A 13,045-nucleotide genomic window follows, 5' to 3' on the forward strand; every position below is an offset into this window, starting at 1 on the left:
AAAACAGTATTTTTATTACCAGGTGCTTAACTACCTTTTGAGTCAATTTTATACTTCTCTAATCGTCGGTAAATCGCGTTTTTTCCTAAGCCTAATAGCTCACCGGCTTCAACAACACGACCTTGAGTTTTTTGTAAGGCTTGCTCAATCAATTTTTGTTCAGCCTCGTCAATAGTCATAAACGGCAATGCGCCATTACTTGTATTAGCGCCATTATTGCCTAGCGCTAGTTGATCCGTTAAACCGGTGATTTCTATTGCTAATGAATCACTTAATAAAACAGCACGTTCAATGACATGGCTAAGCTCTCGAATATTACCCGGCCAGTCATAATCGTTTAAAGCTTGTTTGGCTTGCTCTGATAAGAACAAACCAGACTTATTATATTTCTGATTTTTCTGCGCTAAAAAGTGCGCAGCTAAGGGTAAAATATCTTCTTTTCTTTTTCGCAGTGGCGGAATATCAAGCACTATGGTATTGATGCGATAATATAAGTCTTGGCGAAAATCGCCTTGGGCAATGGCTTGTTGAAAGTCGATATTACTGGCGGCGATTAATCTTACTTCAGCCTGTAATGTTTTGCTTGAGCCAACGGGTTCAAATTCTCCTGATTCAAGTACACGTAATAACTTAGGCTGTAAATTCAGCGGAATAGTGCCAATTTCATCGAGAAATAAAGTGCCCGATTGTGCCGCTTCAAAACGTCCCATACGATCTTTTTTTGCATCGGTAAAAGCGCCTTTGGTATGACCAAATAGCTCACTTTCAAATAGCGTTTCAGGAATGGCGCCCATATTCACTGTGACATAACTTTCATTATTGCGCGCCGAATGCTGATGAATAAAATTTGCCAACATACTTTTACCAGTACCATTTTCACCGGTAATTAAAATCGGTGTATCTGTTACCGCTAGCTTTTTAGCTTGAGTAAGTACTAACTGCATGGCAGCAGACTCACCAAGCATAAATACATCGTTGCTTGGACGCTGTGCTTTTAGGCGCTTGTTTTCTAACTGCACTGAGCCTAATTGAAATTGCTGTTCAATGATTCGTACTAAGCGTTGGTTTTTCCATGGTTTTTCAATGAAATCTTTTGCGCCGAGTTTAATTGCTTCAACAGCAATCTCTACCGTAGACCATGCGGTCATAACTATAACGGGAAAGTGATAATTTTTATCTTTTAAAGTTTTCAGCATATCCAAGCCTTCCTTACCGGAGGTAGTATCGTACTGAAAATTCATATCGAGCAGCATTAAATCTACCGGCTGCTCAGCGATAACGTCAAGTGCGTGCAGAGGAGACTCGGCTTCAATGACATTAAAGCCGTAGTTTTCTAAAATAAATTTAGCAGATAGTCGTAAGTCACTTTGATCATCTACAACAATTATTGTTTTTTTCATTTTGTCTTTTCTTATATGAGGCTTATTTAATTTTTATTATTGTTAACTATTCTATTATCGTCACTCCCGAAGTGTTTCATCGGGAGTCTAGTGTTTCAAGCCGCTACTGCACCCCATAGCCGGACTATTCATTTCTCAGCGCCTTAATTGGGTCGCTAGCAATGATCTTTTTAGCCGGGAAATAACAAGCCCCTAGTGCGATAACAATTAATGCCAGTAGGCAGCTTGATATCATCAACCAGTCAAAACTCAACCATTGGTTAATATGCTGCTGTGCCCAAGTATAAAGCATCACAGCTAACAGCAGACTTAAGCCAAAACCTGCAGCAATTGGCGCAAATGATTCGCTAATAAACTCAACTAGAATACGTTTACTCTTAGCACCCAATGACATGCGTATGCCTAATTCATAGCGGCGCATTTGGCTGTTGTAACTAATAACACCATAAATACCAACCGCAGCCAAGAGCAAAGCAAAAATACCTAAGACTAAACTTAGCCATAAGGTGAGTTTTTTCTGATATACCAATTGCTCATGGATGTCCGCAATTGAGCTGAAACGCCATACTTTGATATCGGAAAAATGCTCATCAAGTAAATTTAAAATGTCAGTTTTCGCTAAAATATTACCCTCTTGCATTCTGATAATGAAATTTGTGCGAGAGCTGGAAAAGTACATCATCGCACCTTGCGTTCTTTCATGGTTATAATGATTATAAACATCGCCAACTACGCCGATAACTGTCCAGATATCACCACCGGCGGAGTATACAGCTTTGCCGATAATGTCTTCAATTTTACCCTTACCATCACCCGTAGCAGCAACTACTTTTGTCGCAGCAGCTTTACTTAATACTATATTGTCGCCATCTTCTATGATGTCTTGTTGGTTATAGCCACGACCAGCAAGCACCTTTAAACCAACGGTATTAAAATAATTGTCATCAATCGTGACAAAAGAGAAGTGACCTAACTTCACACTGTCATTATTAAAAAGTCCGGTATTATTACTGCCACGTCGAATAGGAGCATTACTAGCACGTGATACCTCTGTAACACCGTCAATATTTTTTAGTTGCGCGAGCAAATCACGAGAAAGTTGCATTTTCCCTTCTTTTTCTGGGTAACCCTCACCAACATCTAGTCTTAAGTTATATAAATTTTCATCTTCAAAACCTAATGGATGATTCAATACTTTTAGGGCATTACTCATCACTAAACTGGTCACTATTAATAGCAAGGTTGCTAAACAAATTTGACTGGCAACGAGGGTATTACGTACTTTAGAGTTCACTTGTGCGCCAGTGCCTTTACCACTTGATTGTAGCTGTGAAATAAGTTGTTTGTGGTTAATCAGTTTTAAGGTAATAACAGCAAATATCAGTGATAAAGTCAGTGTTAATGTACCAGCGAAAGCTATCGCGGTTAAATCCAATGACAATTCATTTAGGCGTGGTAGAGCGTGACTGGCGACACTGCGTAATAATTCAATGCTCCAGCCAGCAATAACCAAACCGATAACCATTGACGCGACACATAACAATAGGCTTTCTAACCAAATATCAAAAAATAGATGTTTAAGTTTTGCCCCTAATGTTGCTTGTATAACTAAAGCACGTTGTCTTTGTGCTGCTCTTGAAAAGAATAAGTTAACAATATTGGCACAAGCGATAAGTAATAATGCCCCAGCTCCCAGTAAAATTAATAAAGCGATGTATTTATTGTCACCTACGATGGCAACTTGTAAGTCTTGAAATTGGGCGATGATAGCTTGATTTTTAGCATGACCCACACGACCATTTTGCTGAAAGATAGGGTCGACTAAGGCATTAAACTCATCGCTTACTTGGTTAATAGTTGTTGCTGGCAATAATTTGCCTATAGCAGCTGTTTGGCTGTAAACATAGTTCCATGTTTCTTCATCCTGACCATGAAAATCCCACGGTAACCAAATTTGTGAATTAGCATCATCAGCAAAGTTACCTGGCTCAGCAAAGCTTGATGCAACAACACCCACTATTTTATATTGCTGTTCACCTAAGGTGATACTTTGACCGACAATGTCGGCATCTGCGGCGTATTGTTCACGCCATAACTGTTCGCTAATTAAAGCACTTGCCGTATTGCTATCAATGCTCTCTTGCTCGGTAAAACCACGACCAAGAACGACAGGTACACCAAGCATGTCGAAATACTCAGGGGTAACATAGCTGAGTTCGGTTAAGGGTTTATCGCGCAAGCTTGCTAAAATGGCACTACTGCGAAATACCATGGTCATGCTTGCTAGGGTTTTTTGCTGTAGATACATTAATTTTTGTGCAACAAAGTATTGAGAACCAGAGTACTTTCTTTCTCCTTCTTGTAATTCTTGCTCCATTAAAATTAAGTTCTGCGCATCAGGGTAGGGTAGTGCTTTAAATATTAATAAGTGGTTAAGGCTAAAGGCAGCCAATAAAACCCCTAAGGTAAGTGACAAGGTAAATACCGTTGTTAAGACAAAACCCGGTACGCGAGAAAGGCTAGCGGCGGTAGTTTTTATTTCATTGATTAAAAATCTCATACTGCCTCCTGTAAATTATTCTCTAATGAAGAATCTAAGGCATTGTTTAAGGAAAGGTTTTCTAATATGATGCCGTCTAATAAGTTTAATTTAATTTTAGCGTGATCAGCATATCTTGGATCATGGGTAACCATGCAAATGGTAGTGCCTTCTTTATTCAAGTCATCTAATAAAGCCATCACTAAATCACCATTTTTAGAGTCTAGGTTACCGGTTGGCTCATCTACTAATAAAATACTTGGCTTACCAACTAATGCGCGGGCGATAGCAATACGCTGTTGCTGACCACCAGAAAGTTGATTGGGTTTATGTGTACATCTGTGCTGCATTTCTACTTTCTCTAAACTGTCCATCACTTGTTCATGTACGACTTTAGCTGATAACTTTGGCTCACGATATTTAAGTGGCAAGGCGACATTGTCATAAACACTGATTTCATCAATTAAGTTAAACGCTTGGAAAATAAAGCCAATATGTAAATTCCTAATTTCAGCTCTGTCGTCCGCGGTTAAATTAGCCACTTGCTGGCCATTGATTAAGTAACTGCCATCGCTCGGGGTATCTAATAAGCCTAAAATTGATAATAGTGTTGATTTACCACAGCCTGACGGGCCCGAAATCGAAATGTAATCACCCTCGTATATCGCCATGTTTATGTCGCGTAGTGCATGGGTTTCCATATCTATTTTAGAGTAAACTTTTTGGATGTTTTTTAGTTCGATAAGTGCTTTTTTAGTTATGTGCTTGGTCATAATTTAGTCCTTTTAAATTAGTTATTACTAATCAGTTATTGTTAGGGTGTGGTTTGACAGCCAGCTAGAAGTATCTGAAACAATAAATTGTTCGCCTTCGCTAGCGCCAGAGAGTAATTCGATGTTATTACCAATAACGCGACCAAACTTCATGGTGCGTAATGTTGCGGTTTGTTGGCCGGCAAGTAAAGTAAAAAGCTGAGTACTTGAGTTAGCTTTTACGCCAACAGGGTGTTTTACATAGAGTGCATTATTTAATATGCCGATTTCAATTATGCCTTCTACTTTTAGTTCAGGTCGAGCATTTACAGGTAGGGCACCGGTGATATCAATATCGATAATCACGCTGCCGTTGGTGATAACTGGGTCAATACGATTGACCACACCTCGAACCAATGCGCTGCGGGTATTTATTTCGGCTGGATGGCCAATGGCAATATGTTGCGCATCTCGCTCCGGAATTTTTAGTTGCGCAATCATGGTTTTATTACTGGCGACCAGTGCTAGTTGTTCTCCTGCTGTAACGCTTTGCCCTAAGGTAACCGGCATAGATTGCAATACACCTTCAATATCCGCATGAATTACTAAGTCAGCTTGTAATGAGCGCTTTAACACTAAGTTAGCATTAAGCTGCTTTGCTAATTCCCCTTGTACGGCAATTTTTTCTTGATGAGCACTTTTTAAGTGTGCCAACCTTTGTTGCTCAATGTTAAGTCGTTCGGCAAATTGTGTGGCTGCTAGTTTTGAGCGTTTGAAGTCAAGTGATGACACTATGCCTTTCTCCGCTAAGCTAGCTTGCGCTTCAACTTTTAGCTCTGCTGCGGCTAGGTTCGCTTTTATTTGTATCAAAATAGCTTGATGCGCTAAGTAGTCACTTTTTTGATTAATTATTAATTCACGTAAGCTGGCGTGATGGCGAGCAAGTTCCATTTGTGCATTGTTTACTTGCAGTAATAAGTCAGGATTACTTAATTTCATAATGACAGTGTCTGGTGTTACTTGTGTGCCAGGTAAGAGTAAAATTTCTTCTACCGTGGCTTTAGTCGGCGCCGTTAATAAACGTTTATGTTTAGAAATTAGTTTACCAAAACCTGAAATAGTAAAAGCTAAATCACTTTGCTGGACAGTCGCAATACTTAACTCGCTGCGAGCTACGCTGTCATCAGAGCTGGGTTTATTGAATTGCCAAGCAGTAAAAGCTAAGGCTGCAACAATGAATACGGCAGGCTTTTGCCATAAGTTTTTTTTCACTGGCGCGGTCTTTTTAATATCCATGTTTTGTATATCCATGTTGCCTCTCTCTACGATTGCTCTTAGGTAAAGAGCGATAATTTTATTTAACTTAAACCCTATAGAGCGAATAGTGTGCCAAATAGTTAACTTACTGATATAAGTGGTAATTGTTGTTTTGTGTGATGTTGTAGGGATTTAGCACTTACCGAAAAAGGGAAGCTTTTCTGAAAAACGTGAAAAGGTTGTTGAGCATATAATTACTCTTGTCTACTTTCTCCAGTATTAAAATAGTTGGATATTAATAGCGAATAGGTTCATTTTATATCCATAACAAGGTGAAATAAAATCAAGGAAGTATCGTGCAACTTACTGGAAAAAGAATACAACTATCTCCCCTCGATCATTCAGACAAAGATCTTTTCATTGAATTATCTATGTCTGCACAAATGATGGAGCATGTTTACACCCCTTGTACTTATGATGAAGCAAAGGGTGCTTTTGAGGCTAAATCACAGCCTTGGAGTGAAGCAAGTGATAGTTGGTTTACCTTGGGCATAACCGAACTAGCAACAGGTGAAAAGCTGGGTAGCATAAGTATTAAAATAGTTAATCATGAGGCTAAAATAGGTGAAGTGGGCTTTATGATGAAACCAAGCGCCCAAGGAAAAGGTTTTGCTTCAGAAGCGTTAAGTCTGCTGAAAGCTTATGCCTTCACCGAATTAAAGTTAAATAAGCTAACGGCAATTTGCTCGGTTAACAATATTGGTTCATATATGCTGTTAGAAAAGTTAGGTTTTGCCCGTGAAGGCTGTTTACGTCAAAACACGCTGATCAATAATAAATTGGTTGATGATTACCTTTACGGACTATGTTTGTAGACATGTTTTTAACATAGCTAAATAATAAAGTTGGCAGTCCCTTGATTAGCATACGAGCCAACAATATTGCAGCAAGCCTTTACCGTAAAGGCTGCTGCTAAAGGTTTGCTACTAAAGTTTAACTACTTGATGTAACAGCGCTATTCTCTACAATATTGGTTAACTTCTCTCTATGATGGGCACTAGTAAAATCGATTACTGGTCCTGCAGGAATTACTCGTGTTGGGTTAATAGTTTCGTGGCTACCGTAGTAATGCGCTTTGATGTATTCCATAGCTACTGTGTCAGCGATACCTTCTACTTGGTATAAGTCGCGTAAATAGCCCCAAATATTTGGGTAATCAACAATGCGGCGTAAGTTACATTTAAAGTGACCAACATAAACGGCATCAAACCTTACTAAGGTGGTGAATAAGCGCCAATCTGCTTCGGTAATGGTGTCACCGGTTAGGTAACGACGTTTAGCTAAGCGAGTCTCTATGGTATCTAGGGCAGTAAATACTTCGACCACTGCTTCGTCATAAGCTTCTTGCGTAGTGGCAAAACCAGCCCGGTAAACGCCGTTATTGATGGTTGGGTAAATAAAGTCATTCAGCTCATCAATTTCAGCCAATAATTTTGGCGGTGAAAAGTCACCTGGCAGTGCACCTACTTGATCAAAGGCAGAGTTAAACATGCGAATGATTTCAGGAGATTCGTTACTCACTATAGTGTTGGTTTTTTTATCCCACAGAATAGGTACAGTCACTCGGCCAGTATAATCTGCTTGTGCCGCGGTATAAATTTCATGGACATTAGTGGCATTAAAAATAGGGTCGGCAATAACGCCTTCGCCCGGTGCAAAAGTCCAGCCTTCATCACCCATAAATGCATTGACTACGGATATTGAGATCATCTCTTCTAATCCCTTGAGTTTACGATAAATGATGGTGCGATGTGCCCAAGGACATGCCAGTGATACATAAAGGTGATAGCGATTGGCTTCGGCTTTGAAACCGCCAATGCCAGAAGGGCCTGCGCTACCATCCGCGGTTATCCAATTACGAAAACTTGGGGCTTTACGCTCAAAACGGCCGCCCGATGATTTAGTGTCGTACCATTGATTTCGCCATTTACCATCTACTAATAATCCCATGTTCTTGCTCCAAATATTATTGTGAAATATTTTCTTAAAAATGTCTTAAAAATTGAACTGCTTGTTTAGCGTGAAATGATTTAATTAAAATAACCCGCGCTGATAATCTATAAAGGCTTGTTGTATTTCAGCCTCAGTATTCATCACAAAAGGACCGCCACGGGCGACAGGCTCGTTTAAAGGTTTACCGGCGATTAATAAAAATCGACTGTCTTGCTCACCTGCCGTTACACTAACTTGCTCGCCATCACTGAGGATGCCTAAGTTTTTGGCGGACAATGTTTGTTGCTCGCTATCACTAGTTCCTTCGCTTTTACTTCCGATAAGGACTTCCCCCTCAAGTAAATAAATAAAAGCGTTATGGCCTTTAGTTATAGCTTGGCTAAAGCTGCTGCCAGCAGGCAAACTAATATCCATATAGGTTGGAAAAACGTAATCGTTCTTTACTGGCCCTAGAGTGTCTTGGTCGGTTTTACCGGCAATGACTTTAATACTTCCGCCTGCCGCTAACTGTTCAACGGCGATAGTGTCAGGCGCATATTCTTGATAACGCGGCGCTGTCATTTTGGCTGAGCGCGGTAGGTTGACCCACAATTGAAAACCTTGCAGTAAACCGTCTTCTTGCTCAGGCATTTCTGAGTGCAAGATGCCGCGACCTGCGGTCATCCATTGCACACCGCCTGCTTCAATAATACCTTCATTACCGGCATTATCTTTATGACGCATTTTTCCGTTGAGTAAATAAGTCACCGTTTCAAAGCCGCGATGTGGATGCTCAGGAAAACCGCCAATATAATCTTGTACTTGGTCGCTGGCGAAGCAATCGAGTAATAAAAACGGGTCAAGCATGTTTAGCTGCGGCGAACCAATAATACGGGTTAACTTAACACCATCACCGTCAGCGGTATCTATGCCGGAAAATATTTTGATCAGTGTTCTGGCTTTCATCTGTAACTCCATTTCTTACCGTAAGTTATAAAGGGTGGGGTTATTTAGTCGCTGTTCGATTATCCAATGCATAAGCGCCTGGACCTTGGGCGACTAACATTAAAAACCCACCAGCGATGGCTATATTTTTCATGAACATAATCATTTGCATTTGATCGCCAAAGTCGGCGTGAAACAACATGGCAGAAAGTATACTGAAGCCTGCTAAAGCAAAGGCAGTTAGCCTAGTTTTCCAACCAAGCATAATGGCAAGGCTACCAATAACTTCTAGAGCGATTACTATTGGTAGTAACATGCCGGGTACGCCCATGGCATCCATGTAACCTTGCGTGCCAGCGTAGGAAGTTATTTTAGTTAAGCCAGACATAAAGAAAATAGAGGCTAAAAGTACGCGTCCTACGGGGGCGCTGATTTGTTGTAGTGTGGTTATATTGTTGTTCATGTGTCTGCTCCAAGGTTGGTTGTTTGGCAAAATAACGACTAATGAATATATGTCCACTAGTCTGCTTAGTATCGTTGCTTTCTTTTCATTAAGTTAAGTTTAGTTGTTGAACAAATTTCAATAAACAGTAGTATTTGTAAAAGATAGTTCTCTAAAAGAGAACAATGGCTGGCGTGAGTGTGACATAGGTATAATATGGGACAGTTAGAAGATATGGCGTTACTGGTGCGTATTGTTGATGCTGGCGGTATTGGTAAAGCGGCTGAACAGTTAAATATAGCAAAATCTGCGGTGAGTAAACGCTTAAAAGAATTAGAAAATAGGCTGGGTACACAATTGCTGTCGAGAACAACACGTAGGTCAGCACTGACTGAAGCAGGCTCGTTATATTATCGACGAGCGATAACTATTATTGATGAAGTCGCTGAGCTAAATGCGCAAACTCATGGGGTGAAAACGTCATTATCAGGTACGTTAAAAATCACCATGCCGTTATCGTTTGGTTTATTGCATTTAACGCCGGTAATAGATGAGTTCTCGCAATTGCACCCTGAGCTAAATTTACAAATAGACTTCGTTGACCGTCATATTGATTTATTGGCAGAAGGTTATGAGTTGGCGATACGTATTGCCGAGCTCAAAGATTCGAGTTTGCAAGCTAAGCGGTTAACCCCAATTCATCATGAACTATGTGCCAGCCCAGCGTATCTTGAAAAACACGGCAGCATCGAAACCTTAGCAGCTCTTAGTAACCACAACTACTTACAATATGGAAATATCGGTGCGAGTCATACCGCTCAAGGTAAGGTTGAGCTAATTGATAACAAAGGCGTGACTCATACGGTACACCTTAACTCGATTATGAAAGCCAATAACGGTGATTTTTTAAAGGAGATGGCCATTAAAGGCAAAGGACTTTGTTACTTGCCTAACTTTATTTCATACCAAGCGATACAAACTGGTCAATTAGTCACCTTGATGAATGATTATAAGTTACCAGCATTGCATGCTTATGCGGTATACCCACAAACACGTTTTTTATCGGCGCGTTGCCGAGCACTTATTGATTTTATTGCTCAGCGTTTTGGTGATAAACCCTATTGGGATGACTTTTAGTAGCAAAGCCTCTCAATAGGGTTAACAATTGCTGCTAATTATTTAGGATCATATCCGCGGCTTTTTCGCCAATCATAATCGTTGGCGCATTGGTATTGCCACTGATGATTTTAGGCATGATTGAGGCATCAACCACTCTTAAGTTTTCTATGCCATGAACTCTTAATTGTGGATCGACCACAGCCATTTCATCGGATGCTGGTCCCATTTTACAGGTACCACAGGGGTGATATTGGGTATCGGCTCTATTACGGATATCTTGTTCTAGTTGCTCGTCATTACCATTTTCAACCAGATAAAGCATGTCTTTGCGAATGGGCGAAAAAGGTGCTCCCTCAAGAATATTTTGCATTTTTTTAGCTGCTCGCTTGATTACTTTCATGTCATGTTCATGGTTAAAAAACTTAGGGTCGATTGCCAATGAATCGGCGGGGTTATTACTGTTAAGTTTTACTTCACCAATACTTTCAGGACGTAATAAGGTTATATGGCAACTATAACCATGACCAAAATTCATCGTTCTAGCATGGTTGTCAGCGATAGCAGGCACAAATATCAACTGCGCATCGGGGGCAACTAAGTTTGCTTGAGTACTAAAAAAAGCGCCAGATTCGGCGAAGGTACTGGTAACTTTTCCGGTGCGATGTTTGTGCCATTCAAACATAGACTTAAGTATTCGAAAGCTACCTTTAACCGAATAGCCAAAAGTATCGTGTTTACCATCGATTTTAAAGGTTTGTATATAATCAATATGGTCTTGTAAGTTTTGGCCAACCCCCGGTAGTTCATGCACAGGTGTAATGGCTTTATCTGTTAAATGTTCACTAGCACCAACACCAGACAACATTAAGATTTGTGGAGAGCCAAAGGCGCCACTACTGAGGATAACTTCTTTATTACAGAGAATATCAATGGAGTTATTATTCTTTTTGTAGCGTACACCTACCGCTTTTTTACCTTCAAATAGTACTTTTTCAGTTAATGCATGGGTAATAATGGTTAAGTTTTTTCGTTTGGCATTAGGGGTTAAATAAGCCTTGGCAGCGCTACAGCGCTCACCATTTTTAATGGTACGTTGAAAGTAAAAAGCACCTGCTTGCTCTGCGCCATTACAATCATCGGTATATTTAATGCCTTGCTGTATACATGAATCGATAAACATCTGATTAAGGTCACTGGCATCAGTGGCATTAGAAACACCTAATGGACCTTTTTCGTTATGGTATTCGTCTTTAAATGCTTCATTACCTTCTGACTTTTTAAAGTAAGGCAGTATGTCTTTATAGCTCCAGCCGTCATTGCCAAGCGCAGCCCAATTATCGTAATCCCATTTATTGCCACGTACATATAACATGGCATTAGTGGACGAGCTGCCGCCTAAGGTTTTTCCTCTTGGCTGATAACCTTTTCTGCCATTTAATCCGGTTTGAGCAATGGTTTTAAAGGCCCAATTATGAAGTTTGGTGGGTAACATGGCTGCTAAGCCTATAGGGGCTTTAATAAAGATACTGTTATCAGGGCCGCCCGCTTCTAAAAGACAGACTGATATACTTTCATCCTCAGACAAGCGCGCAGCCAGCACACAACCAGCAGAGCCAGCGCCAACAATAATATAATCAAATGTATTCTTTATGCTTGTCATAAGTTGACCCTGTTAAAAGTGTTACTGATCGTACCAGATAACTAAATTAACGCTTTATCAGTGAGATAGCTATAGAGAAACGCTTATTAAAACAGCATAAATATTATCAGTGCTGGAAAAGATAACGATTAGTTAATGATTTTATGGCTTGTTTGCTGATGTTAGGGCAAGGCAACTATGGGTGAGTATCTCTTAATGAGGTTTGTGTTACAGGTGTGAAGAATAAGGGATAGAGAGGGAAAAGTGGCCGAGATATATTGGCCACTTGAATTTCGTATTTTACAGGTATGAGTTCTGCTTAAAGATCTAACTAAACACCTAGCTAAAAATAAGTCTAGAAGTCGAAACGAATACCAACACCAACAGACTCTGATTTAACTTCGGTATCAAAGTTCAAGTACTCAACATAGATATCAACAGTATCAAGAATATCAAGTGATGCACCTATGCCAAAAAAACCGTCTGTACCACCAAAATCTTCTTTGATACTTTCAAAAGAGTAATCAACATTGGTTTGTGCAACACCCGCTTTGGCATACACTTCAAAGATTGGGCCGATAGGTAAATAGGCTACTGCAGCTAACGTTAATGCGTCAGACTCGATTTTAGCGCCGTTACTGCTAACACTACCTAAGTCATAATAACCAACTTCCGCTGAAAACATAAAAATGCTGGTATCAATAAACTGGTAACCTAGAAAGAATGCCGGCGTAGTGTCACTGTCACTTACTGCTGCATATTCAACTTCTGGACTATAAATACCTGCGCCAATATAGAAACCGTCAGCGCTTGCTTGTGTCGCTGAAAGTGCCAGAGTAGCGGCTAGTACTGCTTTTAAAGCTATGTTCTTAAGAGATTTCATGTTGTATTCCTTTTAAATAACTAAAATTATTTTTGTTAGTGTTGTTATCGCTAAGCCTGGCAAGGCCAGTAACGTTA

Annotated in this window: 11 protein-coding genes; 2 read left to right on the plus strand and 9 right to left on the minus strand. The window is 40.1% G+C overall.

Translation table 11 applies throughout. From position 1 onward, the window contains the following. Nucleotides 1-26 precede the first annotated feature (26 nt). The 4 genes from HRT55_RS05245 to HRT55_RS05260 form a co-directional block, all read right to left on the minus strand. Nucleotides 27-1,400, minus strand: coding sequence for a sigma-54 dependent transcriptional regulator (locus HRT55_RS05245; protein ID WP_291619423.1), 1,374 nt, complete (start codon nucleotides 1,398-1,400; stop codon nucleotides 27-29). Between the two features lie 124 nt (nucleotides 1,401-1,524). Then, entirely contained in the window at nucleotides 1,525-3,960 is a 2,436-nt protein-coding gene (locus HRT55_RS05250; protein WP_291619424.1) for an ABC transporter permease, read from the minus strand. Further along, nucleotides 3,957-4,712, minus strand: a complete 756-nt coding sequence (locus tag HRT55_RS05255) for an ABC transporter ATP-binding protein (protein ID WP_291619425.1) — start codon at nucleotides 4,710-4,712, stop codon at nucleotides 3,957-3,959. Before HRT55_RS05255 ends, HRT55_RS05250 begins: the two co-directional genes overlap by 4 nt. 27 nt (nucleotides 4,713-4,739) lie before the next feature. Further along, nucleotides 4,740-6,002, minus strand: coding sequence for an HlyD family efflux transporter periplasmic adaptor subunit (locus HRT55_RS05260; RefSeq protein ID WP_291619426.1), 1,263 nt, complete (start codon nucleotides 6,000-6,002; stop codon nucleotides 4,740-4,742). 302 nt (nucleotides 6,003-6,304) lie between these two features. Between HRT55_RS05260 and HRT55_RS05265 the strand changes: the two genes are divergently transcribed. After that, nucleotides 6,305-6,823 carry a GNAT family protein gene (locus tag HRT55_RS05265; protein ID WP_291619427.1) on the plus strand — a complete coding sequence of 173 codons (519 nt, stop codon included), beginning with the start codon at nucleotides 6,305-6,307 and terminating at the stop codon, nucleotides 6,821-6,823. A gap of 118 nt (nucleotides 6,824-6,941) precedes the next feature. Here the strand turns inward: HRT55_RS05265 and HRT55_RS05270 are convergent, their stop codons facing one another. From HRT55_RS05270 to HRT55_RS05280, 3 genes are all read right to left on the minus strand, one after another. Next, nucleotides 6,942-7,958 carry a glutathione S-transferase family protein gene (locus tag HRT55_RS05270; RefSeq protein ID WP_291619428.1) on the minus strand — a complete coding sequence of 339 codons (1,017 nt, stop codon included), beginning with the start codon at nucleotides 7,956-7,958 and terminating at the stop codon, nucleotides 6,942-6,944. An 84-nt stretch (nucleotides 7,959-8,042) separates the two neighbouring features. Continuing rightward, entirely contained in the window at nucleotides 8,043-8,906 is an 864-nt protein-coding gene (locus HRT55_RS05275) for a pirin family protein (RefSeq protein WP_291619429.1), read from the minus strand. Nucleotides 8,907-8,946: 40 nt separating this feature from the next. Next, the gene (locus HRT55_RS05280; protein WP_291619430.1) at nucleotides 8,947-9,348 is read right to left on the minus strand and encodes a DoxX family protein; all 402 of its coding nucleotides are present in this window, start codon (nucleotides 9,346-9,348) and stop codon (nucleotides 8,947-8,949) included. Between the two features lie 195 nt (nucleotides 9,349-9,543). Here HRT55_RS05280 and HRT55_RS05285 point away from each other — a divergent pair, with 195 nt between their 5' ends. After that, complete coding sequence (locus tag HRT55_RS05285) at nucleotides 9,544-10,464, plus strand: LysR family transcriptional regulator (RefSeq protein WP_291619431.1); 921 nt, start codon at nucleotides 9,544-9,546, stop codon at nucleotides 10,462-10,464. A gap of 34 nt (nucleotides 10,465-10,498) precedes the next feature. Here HRT55_RS05285 and HRT55_RS05290 read toward each other — a convergent pair whose 3' ends face one another. Then, nucleotides 10,499-12,106 (minus strand): GMC family oxidoreductase, encoded by a 1,608-nt coding sequence (locus tag HRT55_RS05290; protein ID WP_291619432.1) that lies wholly within the window; start codon nucleotides 12,104-12,106, stop codon nucleotides 10,499-10,501. Nucleotides 12,107-12,440: 334 nt separating this feature from the next. Then, complete coding sequence (locus tag HRT55_RS05295) at nucleotides 12,441-12,968, minus strand: porin family protein (protein ID WP_291619433.1); 528 nt, start codon at nucleotides 12,966-12,968, stop codon at nucleotides 12,441-12,443. Between the last annotated feature and the right edge of the window lie 77 nt (nucleotides 12,969-13,045).

The sequence above is a fragment of the Colwellia sp. genome, assembly GCF_013214175.1.
Classification (GTDB): domain Bacteria; phylum Pseudomonadota; class Gammaproteobacteria; order Enterobacterales; family Alteromonadaceae; genus Colwellia.